The sequence below is a fragment of the Clostridium sp. N3C genome, from assembly GCF_900095445.1.
GTDB lineage: Bacteria > Bacillota > Clostridia > Clostridiales > Clostridiaceae > Clostridium_AU.
Map to the genome: position 1 here is coordinate 1 of NZ_FMJL01000056.1, position 21,525 is coordinate 21,525.

The 21,525-nt window shown below is 32.7% G+C and carries 15 protein-coding genes and 1 riboswitch; all 15 genes read right to left on the bottom strand.

Annotation, left to right across the window (positions count from 1 at the left end):
- Positions 1 to 37: 37 nt before the first annotated feature.
- Positions 38 to 137, bottom strand: a riboswitch (purine riboswitch).
- Positions 138 to 611: 474 nt separating this feature from the next.
- The 15 genes from murB to ftsE all read right to left on the bottom strand — a co-directional run bounded on the left by murB (position 612) and on the right by ftsE (position 21,260).
- Positions 612 to 1,526, bottom strand: coding sequence for a UDP-N-acetylmuramate dehydrogenase (murB, locus tag N3C_RS12790; protein WP_074366411.1), 915 nt, complete (start codon positions 1,524 to 1,526; stop codon positions 612 to 614).
- A gap of 94 nt (positions 1,527 to 1,620) precedes the next feature.
- Positions 1,621 to 3,489 carry an excinuclease ABC subunit UvrC gene (gene uvrC, locus N3C_RS12795; protein ID WP_074366412.1) on the bottom strand — a complete coding sequence of 623 codons (1,869 nt, stop codon included), beginning with the start codon at positions 3,487 to 3,489 and terminating at the stop codon, positions 1,621 to 1,623.
- 139 nt (positions 3,490 to 3,628) lie between these two features.
- Positions 3,629 to 5,062, bottom strand: coding sequence for a peptidoglycan D,D-transpeptidase FtsI family protein (locus N3C_RS12800; RefSeq protein ID WP_074366413.1), 1,434 nt, complete (start codon positions 5,060 to 5,062; stop codon positions 3,629 to 3,631).
- 37 nt (positions 5,063 to 5,099) lie between these two features.
- Positions 5,100 to 6,299 carry an FtsW/RodA/SpoVE family cell cycle protein gene (locus N3C_RS12805; protein ID WP_074366414.1) on the bottom strand — a complete coding sequence of 400 codons (1,200 nt, stop codon included), beginning with the start codon at positions 6,297 to 6,299 and terminating at the stop codon, positions 5,100 to 5,102.
- A gap of 44 nt (positions 6,300 to 6,343) precedes the next feature.
- Complete coding sequence (locus N3C_RS12810) at positions 6,344 to 6,778, bottom strand: FHA domain-containing protein (protein WP_074366415.1); 435 nt, start codon at positions 6,776 to 6,778, stop codon at positions 6,344 to 6,346.
- 72 nt (positions 6,779 to 6,850) lie between these two features.
- The gene (gene uvrA, locus N3C_RS12815; RefSeq protein WP_074366416.1) at positions 6,851 to 9,673 is read right to left on the bottom strand and encodes an excinuclease ABC subunit UvrA; all 2,823 of its coding nucleotides are present in this window, start codon (positions 9,671 to 9,673) and stop codon (positions 6,851 to 6,853) included.
- Positions 9,674 to 9,716: 43 nt separating this feature from the next.
- On the bottom strand, positions 9,717 to 11,711 hold the full coding sequence (gene uvrB, locus N3C_RS12820; protein ID WP_074366417.1) for an excinuclease ABC subunit UvrB: 1,995 nt from the start codon (positions 11,709 to 11,711) through the stop codon (positions 9,717 to 9,719).
- A gap of 232 nt (positions 11,712 to 11,943) precedes the next feature.
- Positions 11,944 to 13,374, bottom strand: a complete 1,431-nt coding sequence (locus N3C_RS12825) for a PDZ domain-containing protein (RefSeq protein WP_074366418.1) — start codon at positions 13,372 to 13,374, stop codon at positions 11,944 to 11,946.
- A 17-nt stretch (positions 13,375 to 13,391) separates the two neighbouring features.
- Entirely contained in the window at positions 13,392 to 14,732 is a 1,341-nt protein-coding gene (locus tag N3C_RS12830; RefSeq protein WP_242944101.1) for a S41 family peptidase, read from the bottom strand.
- Positions 14,733 to 15,009: 277 nt separating this feature from the next.
- Positions 15,010 to 15,441, bottom strand: coding sequence for an NTF2 fold immunity protein (locus tag N3C_RS12835; protein WP_074366419.1), 432 nt, complete (start codon positions 15,439 to 15,441; stop codon positions 15,010 to 15,012).
- A gap of 164 nt (positions 15,442 to 15,605) precedes the next feature.
- A complete protein-coding gene (locus N3C_RS12840) occupies positions 15,606 to 16,424 on the bottom strand; it encodes a DUF368 domain-containing protein (protein ID WP_074366420.1) in 819 nt (272 codons plus the stop codon).
- A gap of 464 nt (positions 16,425 to 16,888) precedes the next feature.
- A complete protein-coding gene (locus N3C_RS12845) occupies positions 16,889 to 17,947 on the bottom strand; it encodes an IS1595 family transposase (protein ID WP_074366421.1) in 1,059 nt (352 codons plus the stop codon).
- Positions 17,948 to 18,287: 340 nt separating this feature from the next.
- A complete protein-coding gene (locus N3C_RS12850) occupies positions 18,288 to 19,580 on the bottom strand; it encodes a murein hydrolase activator EnvC family protein (protein ID WP_074366422.1) in 1,293 nt (430 codons plus the stop codon).
- A gap of 107 nt (positions 19,581 to 19,687) precedes the next feature.
- Positions 19,688 to 20,584: a permease-like cell division protein FtsX gene (gene ftsX / locus N3C_RS12855; RefSeq protein ID WP_074366423.1), complete on the bottom strand. Its 897-nt coding sequence runs from the start codon at positions 20,582 to 20,584 to the stop codon at positions 19,688 to 19,690.
- Entirely contained in the window at positions 20,574 to 21,260 is a 687-nt protein-coding gene (gene ftsE / locus N3C_RS12860) for a cell division ATP-binding protein FtsE (RefSeq protein ID WP_074366425.1), read from the bottom strand. Before ftsE ends, ftsX begins: the two co-directional genes overlap by 11 nt.
- Positions 21,261 to 21,525: the final 265 nt, after the last annotated feature.

A 21,525-nucleotide genomic window follows, 5' to 3' on the forward strand; every position in this document is an offset into this window, starting at 1 on the left:
ATCCTCCACCAATATAGAATAATCTGGTGGAGGAATATCATTCCAGAAGATTATCCATAGTGGAACTTTATCGGTGTTCCGTAGAAACATCTGAACCATCATATCAGACATATATGGATTCTTTCTTAATTTTCATAAATGATATATTAACACTTTGTCCTTTTTTAATCAATGATATTTATTTGTAATTTATGTTATATTATGTTATAAAACACTGATTATAATAGTTTTATAAAAAATAAAATGGTATTATGCAATATATTGAAATTTATAATTTTATTGACATATTTCAAAATACAATGTATTATACCAATATATATTTTGATGCATTATGATGAAGGGGATTATGCTAGAATACAGAAGAAGCATACGATGATTTAACGATAATTTTTCATAAGTATTTAAAAGAATTTAATAGAAAAATCATATTTGAAGTAATATATAATGATGAAGAAATTATAAAATCTAAAAATTTGATGCAAAATATAATTGAGAGTAAATAAACTTTTAGGGAAGTCAAAAAGACCTCCCTAAAAATCATATGGATTAACACTATTTTAAAGATAAGCAAAGTAAAATTCACTTTTCTTATAGGGCAATAATTAATAAATTTAATCTTCCCCAACAATTCTAACCTCAGTATGAAGCTCCACTGCAAATTTTTCATAAACGGTATCTTGTACGTGTTTTATTAAATCTAATATGTCTTTTGCAGTAGCATTACCTTTATTAATTATAAATCCAGAATGCTTGGTAGAAACTTGTGCTCCTCCTATAGACACTCCCTTTAAGTTTGAATCCTCAATCAACTTTCCTGCATAGTAGCCTACTGGACGCTTAAAGGTACTACCTGCAGAAGGATATTCTAAAGGTTGCTTCTCTCTCCTTCTGGACTGTAAATCATCAATCTTTGCCTTAATTGCATCGTAATTGCCAAAGTCTAATTTAAAGGTAGCTTCTAATACAACATAGCCTTCCTTTAAAATAATGCTATTTCTATAACTAAGCTCTAATTCTTCTGCAGCTAGTCTCTTTATGTTACCTTCCTTATCTACTACTAATGTACTTTCGATAACATCCTTAATCTCTCCTATGTAAGCGCCAGCGTTCATAGCCACCGCTCCGCCTACACAGCCAGGAATTCCACAGGCAAACTCAAAACCAGTGAGGCTATTATTTAAAGCTGCTTCAGATACATCAGAAAGAAGAGCGCCACTTTGAGCAACTATTTTGTTGTCCGTAACCTCTATAATATTTAATGGAGAAAGTTTAATAACAACTCCTCTGATACCTCCATCCTTCACCAAAAGATTGGAACCATTCCCCATTATATAATATGGAGTTTCTGTTTTATTGCATATTTTTATCAATTCCTGAACATCAGAATAATTCCTAGGCATTACTAATATATCTGCAGGACCTCCAACTTTGAAGGAAATATGATTACACATCGGTTCATTTAAAAATACATTATCTTCTCCAACAATTGCTTTAATTTTTTCTGCCACAAACATACAATCTTTCATTCTTCTTCCCCTAACTAATTTGTAAAATTATACAAGCTCATAACAAATAGTATACATAAATAGCGGCCCTACATCAAGTGTAATTTAAAAGAAATTATTTTTTCTTTGCCGTGAAAAATTCCAGTATACTACCTGCCACTTTTCTATTAATTGAAGGTGTTTCTAACAATTCTTCTAAAGAAGCTTTTTTGATATTATCTACTGAACCAAAACGTTTCAGAAGTTCCTTTTTCCTCTTCTCACCTACGTTTGGTATCTCATCTAACACTGAGTGTAAGATTCTTTTATCCCTTAATGTCCTATGATAGGAAATGGCAAAACGATGCACTTCGTCTTGAATTCTTGTTATCAGCTGCATAACATTAGAGCTCGGTTTAATAGGAAGCTCAATATTATTATATATCAAACCCCTAGAATTGTGACGGTCATCCTTAACCATACCTGCTACAGGTATATTAATACCTAATTCATCTAGCACCTCTAAGGCTACATTTACCTGTCCCTTACCACCATCCATCAATATTAAATCAGGAAACACAGAAAACTTACCATGGCTAAACTCCAGCTTTCTTTCTTGAATATTTTTTATTTCCTCCAAACCATGCTTAAATCTTCTCTGTAGTATCTCCCTCATACTCTCATAATCGTTAGGTCCATCAACGGTTTTTATTTTAAACCTTCTATAATCACCATTTTTAGGTTTGCCATTTTCAAAAACTATCATACTTCCAACAGAATCAAAGCCTTGAATATTGGATATATCATAAGCTTCTATTCTGTAGGGGATCTCCTCCAGATCAAGTAAGTTAGCTAAATCCGTGAGAACTGTCCCCTGTAATTCTTTATCCTTAAGTAGTTTCAGTTTAAATTGCTCCAAGGTATTTTGAGCATTTTTTTCAACAAGCTCTAAAAACTTAAGTTTGTCACCTCTTTTTGGTATCTTTATTTGAACCTTACTGCCCTTTTTAGTAGATAGCCATTCCTCTAAAAGTTCATGATCCTCTAACTCAGGTACGTATATATGAGGAGGTATAAAAGGTGTACCTCCATAAAACTCCTTTATAACCTGTGCAATTATATATCCAACACTTTCATCGGCAGTATCTTCTAGAATATAATGCTCTCGACCAAGGACTTTACCCTGCCTTACTAAAAAGACTTGAGCACAGGTATCCTTTTCATCACGATAAATATGAATATAGTCTTCATCCTCAAAGCTTCCAGTAATAATTTTCTGCCTTTCCTGAATCTTTGTTACAGCAGCAATTTTATCTCTTATAGTTGCTGCTTTTTCAAACTCTAAATTTTCAGCGGCCCTTTCCATTTCCTCTCTTAGCCTCTTTATTACTTCTGGGGATCTCCCTGAAAGCAGACTGATCACATCATGAACTATTTTAGCATACTCTTCTTTTGAAATAAGACCACCACAGGGAGCCTTACAAATCCCAATGTGATAATTAAGGCAAGGTCGTGTAACCTCGCCATTTTCAACAATATTTCTTTTGCAATTTCGTAAAGGAAAGATCTTTCTAATAAGCTCTAAGGTTTCATGTACCACAGAAACATCGGTATAAGGACCAAAATATTTATTTCCATCTTTCACATAATTCCTTGTCATAAATATTCTAGGGAAATCCTCATTAGTAGTGACCTTAATAAAGGGATAATGCTTGTCATCTTTTAGTAATATATTGTATCTTGGTCTATACTTTTTAATAAGGTTACACTCTAGAATAAGGGCTTCACTTTCTGAATCAGTGATTATATACTCAAATTCAGCAATATTTTTCACCATGGCTTTAACTTTTGCCCCATGATTTGCTGACTTTTGAAAGTATTGTCTAACTCTATTTTTTAAAATCTTAGCCTTACCTACATAGATAACTTCACCAAGATTATTTTTCATTAAATATACTCCTGGTTTGTCAGGAAGCATCTTTAATTGATATTCAAAATCAAACATCTTATCACATCCTCGTCTATACCATATATGAATTTTTCCTTTGTATTACTCTTTAACACTGTAAAACAAGTTTCAAAACCATAAAAAAGCCATAAACCTTTGAAACTTTACTGTAAGAAAGGATGTAAAAACTATCATTCTACTTAAAAGCACCTTGAAAGATTTGTTTAGCAATTCTAGCTGCAGTTGTGCCACCTGTACCGCCTTCCTCAACTATGATAGCTATAGCAATCTGTGGATCATCCTGCGGTGCAAAGCCAATAAACCAAGCATGAGCTGCTGCCTCATTAGTTATACTTCGAGCATGGTCAGCGGTTCCGGTCTTACCACATACCTCTATACCACTAACGGATGCCGCTGTTCCAGTACCCTGAGTAACTACCTTTCTCATATATCCTGTTATCTTATCTGCAATCTCCTTTGAAGTAACCCTTCCTAAAGGCTCATCTGGAATAACTTTCAAAGTTTCACCTTCACTACTAATAATTTCACTAACAAGTTTTGGCTTCATCATAACCCCATCATTAGCAATAGTAGAAGCTACCAAAGCCATTTGCATTGGTGTAGCTAAGATTTCACTTTGTCCTATACCACTTTGAGCTATATTGGTAATGTCGGAAGAGGCTATCTCTGGGAACTTGCTAGGATTTATGAAAAATCCTTCTGTTTCAATTTTCTGATTAAAGTAAAACTTTTCCGCTGTATTTTTTAATTTTCTATTGGTTAATTCCATAGCTAAATTACCAAAATATGTATTCACAGATTTGTAAAATGCTTTTTCTAAATTAATTTTACCCGTAGCTGAACCACCGTAGTTCTTTAAGGTATAGTTAGTTCCTTTAAAAGTAAGCTTACCTGTATCATTAAACATTTTATAGTCCAAACCTTCCAGATTTTCCAATCCAGAAACTGTAGTAATAACCTTAAAAGTAGATCCTGGAGGATACATACCTGAAAGGGCTCTATTAATTAAAGGCTTATTTGAATCACTTGTAATAGCTTGCCAATCCTTTTCTAAATTATTGGCATCATAGGAAGGATTGGATGCTAAAGCTAATATCTCTCCATTTTTAGGGTTTATTGCTACTATAGCACCATTTTTCCCTGTACTTCTAAGTTGATCGTAGGCTAAATTCTGTAATTGAGAATTTATAGTAAGTTTAATACTATTACCAACTTGATTTTTTAACTTATGTGAATCCTTAAATCTATCCAAAAAGGAAAACTCACTACCAGCCATTAATTCTTTATCATAAGTTTCCTCTAAACCAGTACGTCCATATTTTGTAGAATTATATCCAATAATATGAGTAAAGGCTAGTCCTCCTATATATTCTCTCTTTTGAGTTGATCTATCTACTCTTATACTCTTTGTTAAAGCATTGCCATCCCTGTCATAGATAGTACCTCTTAAAACTGCATTTCTCTTTGCCGCCAATCTTTGATTTCTAGGATTATTAGCTACCTCTTCACCTTTTACTATAACAAAATAACTAAAGTAAGAAATTAGCGCTAAAAACAAAAATAAAAATATAATTAACACCTTTTTTATGTTAATTGATAAATCATTCATAGGGCACCTCCGCAAGATTCTTCTATTTCATCCACAGCTAAGCATCTTCAGAAATCTTTTGTATAATTCCAAGAGAAAAGAATGCTGTTAGCATAGAAGTTCCACCGTAGCTGATAATAGGCAAGGTAATACCAGTTAAAGGTATGGCACCAATGACACCGCCTATAATAACCAATACCTGGCAGGCTATCATAGTACTATAGCCCACAGCCAACAACTGAGAAAATCTATCCTGTACAAAAATCGCTGCCCTCATACATCTATAAAATAGTAAAAAATATAAAATTATTATACCAAAACCAACAATTATACCTAACTCTTCTACGATAACTGAGAAAATAAAGTCACTTATTTGTACTGGTACTAATTCTGGGTACCCTAAACCAATTCCACTACCTAAAAATCCTCCGGTAGCTATAGCCATTAATGATTGAGCTAATTGGTAACCCTTATTATCATAGTCTGACCATGGATTTAACCAAATATTAACTCTGACCCGTACATGAGGAAAAAGTTTGTAACTTATAACTGCTCCTACTGCTAACAATAAGAAACATATAACTACATACTTTGATTTAGATGTTGATATATAAAGCATAGTAATAGCTATTCCAAAAAATATAAGAGCAGAACCCAAGTCCGTCTGAAGCACCATAAACAGTAAACTTATCATAACAATAACTGCCGGTTGAATAAGGTCCTTAAATTTCTTATAATCTTTCAGTGCAGAAGCCAAATATGCACAAAAAAATATCTTTCCAAACTCTGAAGGTTGAAAACCTATAGGGCCTAAAGCAACCCAGTTTTTTGATCCATTCTTTTCTTGACCTATAAAAGTAGCCATTCCCATAAAAATCAAAGTCATAATCATAAAAAAGTATTTATACTTACCAAAACTTTTTAAATCCGGTAGAAGTACTACCAAGGCTATAAAACCAGTCATTCCTATGGTATACCATACTACCTGTTTTATGGCTACAGAAGTATCTATTCTATATAAGGTAGCAATACCAATAACTGCAAATACCGCAGTAAACATGATAATAAACTTATCACCATCTGGGAAAAATTTTCTAATAATAATGTAACCATAGGTAAAGAGTAAGCAAATAATTACAGCCATTACAACAGCCCCTGTATCATATGGTTCCTTTAACAAATATAAACTTCCAAACATTGCAAAACATAATACATAAGTTGCTATCAGAAGCCTGCTCTCCCATCTTTTTCCCTTCATTACATCACCTTCTTAGCAGTAAATTATTTTTGCCATTAAATATTCTATCCTATTACTCTAAACTTTGTTGAGCCAATTTGTATTTCATCTCCAATTTCTAAAGGTACCCTGCCCTCAACATATTCATCATTAAGCAAAGTTCCGTTGGTACTATTAAGATCTTCAACAAAGTACTCTGTGTTTTTAGGATATATTTTTGCATGGTATCCTGAAGCATATGGGTCATTTAATATAACTAAATTGTCTTCTTTTCTGCCTAAAGTTATTACACGATTTATAGGTACTATATTTCCATTTTTTAAATTAGAGCCTTCAACTACTGATATTACCTCTAATCCATATACTTTCTTTAATGACTTTTTCTTATCTCCACTTTTAACATCCTTATACATTATTCTAAGGGCCATAAAGATTATAACATATATGATTACAATAACTAATACTCCTAAAATAGGCTTAATTAAGTCTGAATAATCCATATTAATATCACCTGCCATAATAAAAATATTTTAAAGACTAGCATTTTATACATTATGCTAGTCTAAATTTAATTATAACATCTTTTTCAAATATTGTCCCGTATATGACAATTTATTACTACAAATTTCCTCAGGAGTACCTTTAGCAATAACTGTACCGCCCCTAGCACCGCCCTCTGGACCTAGATCTATAATATAATCAACAGACTTAATTACATCAAGATTATGCTCAATTACTATAACAGTATTGCCTGCATCCACTAATCTTTGCAAAATAGATATTAATCTATTCACATCATCAATATGAAGGCCAGTGGTAGGTTCATCTAAAATATAAAGGGTTTTACCTGTACTCTTTCTAGATAGTTCATAGGCCAATTTTATTCTTTGAGCTTCTCCTCCGGAAAGCTGAGTAGAAGGTTGACCTAATCTAATATAACCTAGACCAACATCATACAAGGTTTGAAGCTTATTCTTGACCCTCGGTATATTTTCAAAGAACTGTAAAGCTTCCTCTACCGTCATGTTAAGAATATCATCAATATTTTTCCCTTTGTATTTTACCTCTAAGGTTTCTCTATTGTATCTTTTACCCTTGCACACTTCGCAAGGTACGTACACATCTGAAAGAAATTGCATTTCAATTTTTATTATACCATCACCACTACAAGCTTCACAACGTCCACCCTTTACATTGAAACTAAACCTTCCTGCTTTATAGCCTTTCATCTTAGCATCATTGGTATCAGCAAATATTGACCTAATTATATCAAAAACACCGGTATATGTGGCAGGATTAGATCGTGGTGTTCTGCCAATAGGACTTTGATCAATATCAATAACCTTATCAATATGTTCAATTCCTGTTATTTTTTTATAGGCACCTGGAAAGCTTCTAGCTCCATTTACTTCCTTATGGAGAGCCTTAAATAGAATTTCATTAACAAGAGTACTTTTACCGGAGCCGGATACTCCAGTAACAGCTGTCAATACTCCTAAAGGAAATTCTACATCTATATTTTTAAGATTATTTTCTCTAGCCCCTATTACTTTTATCCATTTTCCATTACCTTTTCTTCTCTCTTTTGGTACTATAACTTCCTTCTTTCCAGATAGGTATTGTCCTGTTATAGACCTCTCTGAAGCTTTAATCTCCTCTAAAGTTCCTGCAGCTACAACTTCACCGCCATGCTCTCCAGCGCCCGGTCCAATATCAACAATGTAATCTGCTGCTCTTATTGTATCCTCATCATGTTCTACTACCACTAAACTGTTTCCTAAATCCCTAAGATTTTTCAAAGCTTCAATGAGCTTATCGTTATCTCTCTGATGTAGTCCTATACTTGGTTCGTCTAAAATATATAATACTCCTGTTAAAGAAGATCCAATTTGTGTAGCCAATCTAATTCTTTGAGCTTCTCCACCGGACAAGGTTCCTGCACTTCTAGCCATTGTAAGATAATCCAAACCAACCTTTTCTAAGAAGCTAAGCCTGCTGATAATCTCTTTAGTGATCTGTCCACTTATCATTTTATCCTTTTCAGATAACTCTAGATTCTTTAAGAAGTTCAGTTCTTCAGTAATAGATAGTTTGCAAAAGTCCGCTATATTCATATTACCTACAGTAACCGCTAAAGCTTCTGGCTTTAACCTATCTCCCTTACACTTTGGACATGGATTATCGCTCATAAACTGTTCTATTTCAGCCTTGATTACATCAGAATTGGTCTCCATATATCTTCTTTTTAATATATTTATTTCTCCCTCATAGGCATGATTAAACTGCCCTGAAGAAAACTCTTTATCATAATATACGAGTATTTTTTCACCTTTAGTCCCATATAATAAGATATCTATAATCTCATCTGACAAGTCTTTTATAGGAGTATCTAAGGAAAAGTTATACTTTTTACTTAAAGCTATCATTACACTGTGAGTCCAAGAACCTTCCTTTAGTCTTCCACTCCCCCAATGGGCAAAGGCCCCCTCATTAATGCTCTTACTTCTATCTGGAAGTACAAGATTTTCATCAATCTCTAACAAAGTCCCTAATCCATCACAATGATCACATTTACCAAAGGGAGAGTTAAAAGAAAAGGTTCTAGGTGATAGATCCTCTATGCTGATTCCACAGTCAGCACAGGCAAAATTTTCACTAAAAAGCATGTCTTCTCCATCAATAACATTAACAATCACTATACCTTCTGATAATTTTAGAGCGGTTTCTAAAGAATCTGCCAATCTACTATGGATATCTGGCTTAACAATTAATCTATCTATAACAGCCTCGATGGTATGCTTTTTATTTTTTTCTAAAACTACCTCATCTTCTGTTAAATCATACATTTCACCGTCAATTCTAGCTCTAACAAAACCTTTTTTCTTTATGCTTTCCAGCACCTTTTCATGTTGTCCCTTTCTACCTCTAATGATAGGAGCTATGATTTGAATCTTAGTTCTTTCTGGCAATGTTAATATGGCATCCACCATTTGATCCACACTTTGTTTAGTTATTTCCTTACCACATTTAGGACAATGAGGTACACCGATTCTTGCATATAACAATCTTAAATAGTCGTATATTTCTGTAACAGTACCAACAGTGGATCTTGGATTTTTACTGGTTGTCTTTTGATCGATGGATATAGCCGGTGATAGACCTTCGATATAGTCCACATCCGGTTTATTCATCTGTCCCAAAAACATTCTAGCGTAGGCTGATAAAGATTCTACATAACGTCTCTGCCCTTCAGCATACAAAGTATCAAAGGCCAAAGAGGACTTACCAGAACCAGACAAACCGGTAAAAACCACTAACTTTTCTCTTGGTATCTCTAAATCTATATTTTTTAGATTATTAACTCTAGCTCCTTTTATCTTTATTTTTTCTTGCATATATCTCAACCTCTACTCTCTAAGTTTTATACTAATATTTCCTCTAATTCTTGCTAATCTTATTTTTCATCTTCTTCAATTCAAAGATCTTATCTCTAAGCTGAGCTGCTCTCTCAAATTGAAGGTCCTTGGAAGCTTCTCTCATTTCCTTCTCATACCTCTCTATAGTCTTTTCCAAATTTTCCAAAGTCGCTTCCATAGCTTCTTCCATAGAGCCATATTCTGCCCCTTCCTCAGATACGGAGGAAATCTCAATTATATCCCTTATTTTCTTAGCTACCGTTGTAGGAGTTATACCATGCTTTTTATTGTACTCCATCTGGATAGCTCTTCTTCTATTAGTTTCATCAATAGCCCTTTTCATAGAATCTGTAATCTCATCGGCATACATAATAACCTTACTTTCACTATTTCTAGCCGCTCTACCAATGGTCTGTATAAGAGAGGTTTCCGATCTTAAAAAACCTTCCTTACCTGCATCTAATATTGCCACTAAAGCAACCTCCGGTATATCTAATCCCTCTCTTAAAAGGTTTATACCTACCAACACATCAAACTCACCTTTTCTAAGGTCACGAATAATCTTCATTCTATCAATTGCATCTATATCGGAATGAAGATAAGTAGTTTTCACATTAAGTTCCTTTAAGTATTTTGTTAAATCCTCTGCCATCCTTTTAGTCAAAGTAGTTACTAAAACTCTGAAGCCTTTTTTGATTGTCTCCTGTATATTAGCATAAAGATCATCAATCTGTCCCTTTACTGGATGAACGATAATTTCAGGATCCAAAAGCCCAGTAGGCCTTATAATTTGCTCCGCCACCTCAGAAGAATGATCTAACTCATACTTTGAAGGAGTAGCACTAACAAAAACCACCTGATTGATTTTCTTTTCAAACTCCTCAAACTTTAAAGGTCTGTTATCAAAAGCGGAAGGGAGTCTAAAACCATAATCCACCAAGGAATTCTTTCTAGAACGGTCCCCAGCATACATAGCCCTAACCTGAGGCAACGTAACGTGACTTTCGTCTATAAACATCAAGAAATCATCAGGAAAATAGTCCAATAAGGTCATAGGAGGTGTACCTGGATCTCTTCCGTCCATAATTCTAGAGTAGTTTTCAATACCACTGCAGTAACCTACTTCCCTTATCATTTCAATATCGAAGTTAGTTCTCTGCTTTAACCTTTGAGCTTCTAAAACCTTATCCTGAGATATTAATTCCTTTAATCTTTCTTCTAATTCCTCTTCTATCTTTTTTATAGCAATCTCTAACTTATCCCTAGAAGTAGCAAAATGAGAGGCAGGGAAGATCTGAGCATGCTTTAAATCCTTTGTAATTTCTCCCGTTAAAATGTCAAATTCTCTTATTCTATCTATTTCATCACCAAAGAACTCTACCCTTATGCCTCTGCTATTAGAATTGGAAGGAACGATATCCAATACGTCTCCTCTAACTCTAAAAGTTCCTCTATGAAAATCCATCTCATTTCTTTCATACTGTATTTCTACTAATTTTTTTATTATTTCATCTCTATCCTTTATCATACCTTGACGTAAAGATATAGTTAAGTTCTTGTATTCCTCTGGATTACCAAGACCATAGATACAAGAAACAGATGCCACTATAATTACATCCCGTCTTTCAAAAAGAGCTGCTGTAGCAGAATGTCTCAACCTTTCAATTTCATCGTTAATAGAAGCATCCTTCTCTATATAAGTATCGGTCTGAGGTACATAAGCCTCCGGTTGATAGTAATCATAATAAGATACGAAATATTCTACTGCACTGTCCGGAAAAAATTCTCTAAACTCAGAACAAAGTTGTGCAGCCAAAGTTTTATTATGAGCCAACACTAAAGTTGGTTTTTGCACCCGCTCAATAATATTGGCCATAGTAAATGTCTTACCAGAACCGGTAACCCCTAATAAAGTCTGACACCTATTTCCCTTATTAATACTTTCCACAAGTTTATCTATAGCTTGTGGCTGATCTCCCGTTGGCTTAAAAGCGGACTTAATTTTAAATTGTCCCATAATTCTTCCCCTCCAATAAAACCCTAAATTAATAAACCATATATTTTAAATAAAATGCTATTATATTATTATACCCTTAATATCAATATGGTAATCGGTTTCGAATATTTGTTCGAATTTTATAACATATTTATTTTATACTTTTCAATATTATATGTCAATAATAAGGAATAATTATTATTAAGTAAAAAATCAAAACCGGCACTGTAATTTAAGCACCGGTTTTTCACAACTAACTTTTATCGCCTTGATTATCTTCTTTATTTTGCTTATCATCTTCAGATTGATTACCAGCTTTATCTTGGTCATCATTTTTGCTTTCCTTATAATCTTTTATTTCTTCATTAGGACTGCTTGTTTTATCCTCTTCATTTTTATACATTTTGTCCAAGAAATTTTTAAAAGACATAACATCAGAATCTGAAACCACTTTTTTCTTTGGTAGGTTTCTAGGTACAAAAACTACCCCTAGCCTTTGACCTGCAGTAAAACTGCCATACATAAGTTCTTTTTCATTACCATCACTTTGCTGTATTTTTATAACTATTTTACTAAAGGCTTGTTTTATACTATCTACCACATCTTTTTCATTTTTTATTTCATGACTATTTATCTCTAACAATCTATCGCCGCTTCTTATACCCATATGAGCTGCTGGAGAATTAGGAGCCACCTCCAAAACCATTATTCCCCGATCCGAACTTACGAACTTTGGCTTTAATTTAAGTTCTTTATTTCTCTGAATGTTTAACATAAACTCATGGGCTATCGGTGCAAACACTACCACTAGAACCTTCAATATAATAATATTTAATGAAGCTAACTGGGCTACAGCAGTTAAAACAACACCATAAACAAAAATGCTCACTCCTGAACTTACTGCCTTTTCCTTCTTGCTTTTTGTAAAGGTTATGGAATTATACCCCAACATAGCATAAATCGAAAAAATAGATAAAATCGCTTTCTCCAACAACTCTGCACTATAGCTACTCTTTATTAACGGCCACCAATCAGGTATTGATATTTGTACAGCCCCACCAGCAACACCAGCACTGGTCTCAGGCAAAACTAAAAGCATAATAACCACTGGAATAGGCCAATATCTTTTTAAAGCAAAGCCACCAACTATCTTACCTTCGCTATTTGAAAATATGGGAATTGCCCCCCTAGAACCATCTACTGCAACTAAAAGTCCCTCCACTATATGTAGGATACCAACCATGGTCATTAAGGAAGTTATATCTACATTAAAATAACCATTCAATAAAGGTTCTCCTGTTACAAAAACAGCTATATCGTTAAGTATTAATGATACAGCTCCAAGTATAGCTCCTGAATAAGAAAAACAAATAAATCTTGGTTTCACTAGAGATAAGATTATAGATGTTAAAAAAATTAATTCTATACCAGAGTTTTCATCAAACATTACTCCAGTGTAAGTTAATAATAAACTAGCAACTACACCGCCAAGGATACCTAAAACAATTTGAGATAAAGTAAGTTCAAGGGGAGAGTTTATTCTTTCCCCCACAATGGCCTTTTGCATAGCTGCTGTTCTTCTATTTTTAAAATAAAGAATAAACCCTAAAATAATTATTATACTTGCCCCAGATCCTACAATAGCTTCAGCTACTGATTTTAGTACATATATTGCTAAATCCATTTATCTGTTTATCCCCCTTATTTTATCTTGCTTTTGATTACCTCCAACGCTTTTTGAAATTGAGGGTCTGTTGCTCTATTATACTCTTTCAATGCCAATTCTTGTGGATATTCTACCTCAATATCAGGCTTTATACCAATTTTATCAATATTTTCTCCACTTGGTGTGTAGTACTTGGATATAGTTACCTTTAAAGCAGTACCTTCTCCAGCCTTTAGTATCGTTTGAACTACACCTTTTCCAAAGGTTTTTGATCCCACAAGAGTACCTATATTATAATCTCTTATAACCCCAGCTAAAATTTCCGAAGCACTAGCACTATAATCATTAGTTAAAACCACTAAAGGTATTCCTTTAAGTAATTGGCCCTTCACTGACTTACTTGTGTCACTGCTACCATCTTTATACCTTTGAGTTACTATAACTTTCCCCTTATCTATAAATTGAGAACTAATATTTACACAAGTGTCTAATAATCCACCGGGATTATCTCTTAAATCTAAAATTAACCCTTTCATTCCTTTGGCTTTTAACTCTTCAGCCGCCTTAGCAAAATCCTCATCAGTTTTCAAATCAAAGCTACTTATTTGAATGTAACCTATATTATTTTCCAACATTTCATATTTTACTGTATCAATAGTTATTTTTGCACGGGTAACGGTAACACCAATATTTCCTTTTCCTTCTCTAGACACAGTTATACCTACGGACTCTCCTTCTGTTCCCCTCATCATGGAAACAGCCTTTTCTAAGTCCTTTCCTGTCACACTTGTATCATTAACCTTTATAATAACATCTCCAGGTATAATGCCAGCCTTTTCCGCAGGAGAATTATCAAATACGGATATAACTACAATCTTCTCATTTTTAACTCCTACCTGCAATCCTACTCCTACGTAAGCCCCCTCGGTACTAGTATTAAATTCATCATACTCTTCCTTATTCATAAAGACAGTATAGGGATCATTAAGAGATTCCGTTAATCCCTTAATTGCTCCTTCCACTAAAAGATCTTCATCTATGTCACCATAATAGTATTTTTCCAGCATCTGTTTTACTTCAAATAACTTTTTAAATTTTAATACACCATTATATTTACTTAAAGCGGTATTTAGTTCCTCATTATTCTCTTCTCCCAAGGCTTCCTTAAAATCTTTTAAATCCTCATATTCTTTCTTTGATACCGTCACCATACTACCAGTGGATATGGCGATTCTGTTACCAATAAATATAGAAAGACTATTAGTTAGCAGGAAAATAAGAACTATAAGTATTATTTTGTTTCTTCGTTTAGAAGCCTCCAATCTTTCATTATGAGAAAATCCATTATTATCTTGATTCATTACATTAAACTGCATTAATATACACCCCTATTCTTAGCCATACAGCCAACTACTCTCTATTAATCATTTTATATTTTATGCCTAATTAATATCTTTTAAACCGAACATTTACTAAAACATAAAATCAACATCAACACTATCTTTAATGAATTTTTCTCAATACATTTTTAATTGTAGCATTAATATATTAAATTATCTACAATAAATAGTAAAGAAAAGAACTTATATAAAAAAGAAACGCAAGTAAAATCTTCATAGATTTAACCTGCGTTTCCACATAAGCTACATTAATTTAAGCGATTATCTCACGCCAAATCCCCAAAACCTTGCCATCCTTACCATTAATTAATACATGAGGAATCTTTCCTACCATATCCTCCGGTATATCCCCTTTAACCAACCATGCATCTTTTTCATAATCATAGTAAATCAACAAATTCTTATAGTTATTCCTAACTTCCACACCATAACTTTCGCTCCATACATTTTCAGCTATTTCTCTAGCTTTCTTGCTATCTGCCACTTCTCCAAATTTTTTATCATAACCTGAATCTTTAATATATATGTAATAATCCGCTAATTTAAATTCACCTATGTCTTCCTTAATAAAATTTCTCTTATTTTTTTCTTTTCCCATAGCTGCCAACTTTAAACTTGAAAAGCATATTAAAACAGCAATGACTCCTACAATAATAAATTTTTTTTTTAATTTAGATTCTTTCAACAGTATTACCTCCCCATCTGTATAAATACAATATGAGGATATATTACCATATTATGTAAGTAATTTCAACTTACCACTACTCTATAAAACTTCATAGAATCAAAAAAGACTGCAAGGAATCTAATATTTTATTCCTTACAGTCTGTAAAAATACTTATTTTATGTTAAGCCAATATATCATCTTTCTTGCTTATAAATCTAATTATAGCAAAACCAATTACAAAAGTAATTATAGAAGTTAATATATGTAGTCCTGTAGGGAATCCCTCTTCAGGAAATACTGAATACAAAGACCCTGCCACAAATCCTAGAATCAACATATACATTTTGACAGGATACTTCTTAAGCAAAGCTTCAATAAGCCTAGTTGTGGCTAAAGTACCTACAACAACTCCTAACCCTAACGGAATAAGGAATGGTATATTTCTAGTATTAATAGCTGTCATAGTAATATTATACAATCCCATAATATAAAGCATTAAAGAACCGCTTATTCCCGGCAACACTAAGGCGATTGCCAGTATTACACCAGCAATAAAAAGCAAAAATAAGCTACCAACACCTTGAGGATTTGCCAAAGTTTCTGTAGACGCTGGATCTCCAGAAAATAAAACAACAATAACAAGACCAATAATTATAAAGATTAAACTCTTAATCTCCACCTTACCTTCAGTTGCCTTCTTGTATAAAACTGGTATTCCACCACAGATGACGCCCATAAACAAGAATTTGGTCTCAAAAGGAAAGCTCTTTAAAGCTGCTGTTAAAACGCCGCTAAACACTACCAGTGCTGTAAGTCCACCTAATCCTACCGACAGCAAAAACATAAAATGCTTCTTCCAATTCGTAAAAAAAGAACCTACTGAGTGCAATAAATCATCATAAATTCCAAGTATAATAGCCATAGTTCCACCACTAGCCCCTGGAACCAAAGTTGCCAAGCCTACAGCTACACCTTTTAAATAATTCACCAAAAATTTCATCGTTACCTCCATTATGTACAACCTAATATATTATAATGAATTAAAAATTACATATACCATTTTAACTGTAAATTACAATTAGTACAATCAAAACTTGAAAATTTTCTAGTTTTATTCTAAAAATTATGCTTTTTTTCTATTTTCAGCCTTTCCTAATATCAGTAATTTCGTCACTATACAGCTTTCATATGATCAGTTTGGTGAAGTATTTTTTTACTATGTAACTTTGTTTCAAAAAAGAGTTGATCTCCATGCGAGGTAAGTTTTTTTCTACTATATTGCTTTGTTTCAAAAAAGAGTTTAGGAAAATATATTCAAAATTCTTTTTCACTATTTTTTAATTTTTAATCTCTAATTTAAAGCTAATTATCTAAATTCTATTGGTCATGATATTTTATTTTCAAAGAACTTCAAAGTAATTTAAAACTATAAATCACATCATCAAACAATTTTAAATATCACTATCATGGTAAAGATTTTACATTCTTGAAATCACACACTCTAAGCTTTTGATTGCCATATATAGACATGCTTAATACATCTATAAGTTTCTTAGAATTAGTTTGATTTTTGCTGCACTCCTGCCAATGAAACCATGATAAATAAAAGTTTAAATATTTGGTGGCTACACCTTTAAATTTATAATTTATGGTGTTTACAATTCTTTTTCCAAAGGCTTCAGCGTTTTGTATGTGATACTTATTTTTTATCACTTCATATCGTCCCCGCAACTTATAAAGCTTACAATTTAACTTTCGAGCTAATGGTATATAAGCCATATTATTGGTTGTGCATAACACTGATTTTTCAGGTATTTTATCTGCGAGCAGGTTATACAATCTTAAAGCGCCTATTTTACCCATATCACCAGTTCGAACAAACACCTTTTCTTGCCTGTCCTTACAACAAAGTATAGATATCTTTTGGCTCCCTACGTATTCACTTGCTGATCTTTTTCTCCTAACTGGTTCTCGATCCATATGAAAATTTAAATTTTTCGAATGATTACCTTTAAAACTTTCTGGTATCAGCACTTCATCTATCTCTATAGTACCTTCCATTTTTCCTTTTAGCATTGGCATTATTGCATTTAGAATCTTATGCCTCCATTGAAAAGCGGTGCCTATACTTATATTTAGTACTTTAGCACACTGACGTATAGGCGTCATCTTACCTATTAATTTATAATATTCAAACCATTCCTTCATAGTTTTTTTGCTGTAATACATGGGAGTATTGGTGGCGCTGCAATAGAACTTACCACAAGTTTTGCATTTGTAGCGTTGCTTTTTATTTTTTGTTAAACCGTACTTAACTATATCATTTCTTTTGCAATAAGGACAGCTTTTTTCTTTCTCTTTCTTGCAGTGATCTTTCATGGCCTCCATGAATTCTTCTTCAGAAATCTGATTATCAAAGGATGAAGTAACATCTTTTGATTTAGCTATATCTGTTAAATTAGATTTTGCCTCATTTTTCAGCTTTTTGATTTCTTCAATAAATGCTTTTATAGATTGCTTCATAAATAATCACTCCAGATAAAAAATCAAATAATTGGCGAATTTATTTTCGTTATCTGGATTCTTGCCATTTAATTCTGATTTTAATCAATTCAAAGAATTTTTTATAAACTTTTTTAAATTAATTGAGAATAGATTGTATAATAGCTTGTCTTCTTTATATGTATCAACACTTCTTTAAAACAAAGCGTTATATAAAAATCTTATATGTTATTTAACTACTTATATGTTATTTGACTATATTATGCCAAATACTTGTCCATCTAAATTATCGATTATCAACACTTCTTTTAAACAAAGCACTATGGCGTAAAAAAAGGAAAAGTAGCCTAAGCCACTTTCCCTAGTTTCTTACATAATAAGGTAATGAATTTATAGTTTCACCATTTGGTTTTCTTATTTCAAAATGTAAGTGTGGTCCTGTGGATAGTCCACTGTTTCCTGATTTAGCAATAAGTTGTCCACCTTTAACTTGCTGTCCTTCTTTTACTAATAAGGATGAGTTGTGAGCATATACACTTATTATATCTCCATGGTGTATCATGATTACATTACCATAACCACTCATATATCCAGAGTATACTACTTGTCCAGATTTTAAAGCATATATAGGAGTTCCTGTATAAACGCCTATATCTATCCCACTATGAAATCTATATGTATTTAATACCGGATGAAATCTATTGCCATAATATGAGGTTATTGGATATAGTGTTCCTGTTACACAATATAGTTTTCCATCACTTACTTCCGTTTTTGCTTCTGCTTCTTCCTTTGCTTTGGCATCTGCCTCCGCTTTAGCTTCCTCTTCTGCTTTAGCTTTAGCCTCTGCTTCCGCCTTTGCCTTTGCTTTTGCCTCCGCTTCCGCTTTAGCCTTTGCTTCTGCCTCTGCCTTTGCTTTTGCCTCTGCTTCTGCTTTCTTAAATTCTAGATTTTTTATCTTTTCTTTTAGAACTTCCGAATCCTTTTCTTCTTGTTCAATGAGCTTTTGGTAGGTTTCTTTATCTTCTTCAAGCTTGTCCATTAATTTATTTTTTTCTTCGCTCTGACTATTTAATTCCCTTAATTTAGTGGCATTAGTTAGCTTAATTTCTTCGAGTTCAGCTTTTCTTTTTTCTAGTTTATTCTTACTCTCTTCCAACTGTCTTTTATTATTTTCTAAATCTGTAATTAATTTTTTATCCTTACTAATTATTTTTTCAACATAAACAGATTTTTCAACCATATCAGCGAAGCTGTTGGAAGAAAAAATTATATTTATAAAACCTATATTTCCTTTTTTGTACATTACTAGCAATCGCTGTTCTAATACTTTTTCCTGTCCCTCTATCTCCTTAATTTTACTATCTATTTGACCTGCAAGATTTTCTATATCTACATTAGCAGATTTTATTTCTGCTGTAAGTTGGCTAATTTCTGAAGAAAGTTCATTAATTTTACTATCTAAAGTTTGAAGTTGTTTTTCTACGTCATTTTGCTTCTCTTCTATTTCCTTAAGCTTTTCCTTATTTTCATTAATTGATTGATTTGCATTTTTCAATTTCTTGTTTGCCTCATCTAATTCATCCGCTAAGACCCTTGTAGGTAAATTTAAAACTATAAGTAATGATAATAAAACACCAATCAATTTTCTCATGTTTTACACCCCATATAAATTTATATTGTATATCTAAAGTTTATAAAAAAATTGCATAAAAGAATTATGCAATTTTCTTAAAGAAGTACATCTAATTTTTTTCTATTTTAAACCACTAAGAATTTTCTTAAAGCAATAACACTACCTACAGCTCCAATTAACATCCCCGCAAGTGCAAAGCTCCAGGATAAATGAGTTATAACATATGAAGATTCTACAAGATTTATAGCTATCAAAGAACCTTTTGAAATACTTTTAACAAAATAACCGTAAATTAATTTGAGCACTCCTGTAGATATAAATGCTCCAATTAGTCCAATAACTATACCTTCAATAATAAAAGGCCATCTTATAAACCAATCGGTAGCACCAACAAACTTCATAATCCCTACTTCTCTTCTCCTTGAGAAAACTGTTAGTCTAATAGTGTTAACTATTAGAAAGAGAGAAACTCCCCCAAGCAATGCAAACATAAATACTCCTACCCATTTAAGAGTTTTTGAAACATTTATTATAGCTTCAATTGTTGGCCTGTCATTACCGATATCATCCACACCGCTCATATCCTTAAAGTTTTCTTCTATCTCATTAGCAGCTTCAACATTTTTTAGATGTACAACATAGGCTGCTGGGAAAGGATGATTTTCTTTAGTATAGCCGCTTAATACTGACTCATAATCTTCTCCCATCATATTTTTCATATTTTCAAAAGCTTCATCTTTAGACTCGTATACTACACGTTCAACATTGCTATTTGAATTTAATTTATCTTCTATAGCTTTCTGCTCAGTAAATGATATATCATTTTTCAAAAACACCTTGACTTGAACCTTATCCTCTAAATCTCCCATAAGCTTATTAGCATTAATCATTAGAAGTAAAAAGACTCCGAATATAAATAATGTTGCAGCTACTGTCATGATAGAAGCAAAACTCATGGTAATATTTCTTTTCAAACTCTTAAAAGCATCTGCAAAAAAATGTCTAAAGGTACTAATCCTCATAACCATATTTCCCCCTTGCCTCATCTCTTGCTATTACACCTTTTTCAATAGCTACAACTCTCTTTTTCATAACATCAACAATATCTTTAGCATGAGTAGCCATCAAAATTGTTGTACCTGCCTTATTTATATCATCTAAAGTACTCATAATTTCCATAGCTGTATCTGGATCAAGATTTCCTGTAGGCTCATCGGCAATAAGTAAAGATGGATTATTTACAAGAGCCCTTGCTAATGAAACTCTTTGCTGCTCTCCACCAGACAATTCATTAGGAAATTGCTTAAACTTAGATGATAGACCTACCATGGATAAAGCCATAGGTACCCTCTTTTTTATTTCTCTATAAGGAGCTTCAACAACTCTCATAGCAAAAGCAACATTTTCATACACATTTAAAGTAGGTATCAATCTAAAATCCTGAAAAACCATTCCAATTTTTCTTCTATAATAAGGTAATTCTTTTCTCTTCAAGTTATTTACTACTGTATCACCTAAAATTATTGTTCCAGATGTAGCGTCTACCTCCTTAAGCAACAGCTTAATAAAGGTTGATTTTCCAGCACCGCTTGGACCAACTAAAAATACAAATTCGCCCTTTTCAATCTTTATGTTTATGTTACTTAAGGCATACTGTTTATTATCATATGTTTTACTAACATCTTTAAATTCAATCATCATTTTATCGTCCCTTCTGATTTATTATTCCCCAACAACATTTTGCCTTTAGTTTTTTTTATTATAACATAACTTGTACTACTCTTTCATTTAAAATTTTAATTAATTTTTATATTTCAACTGTAAATTTCTCTATCTTGTCCAAACTTTATAATAATTACCCATATTATTTCATCATAGTATATATATATTTTACATTATGGGATTATATTTTACAAGAAATAAAAAAATCCCCTAACGGGGACTCTCAATAGAGTGGCGATAG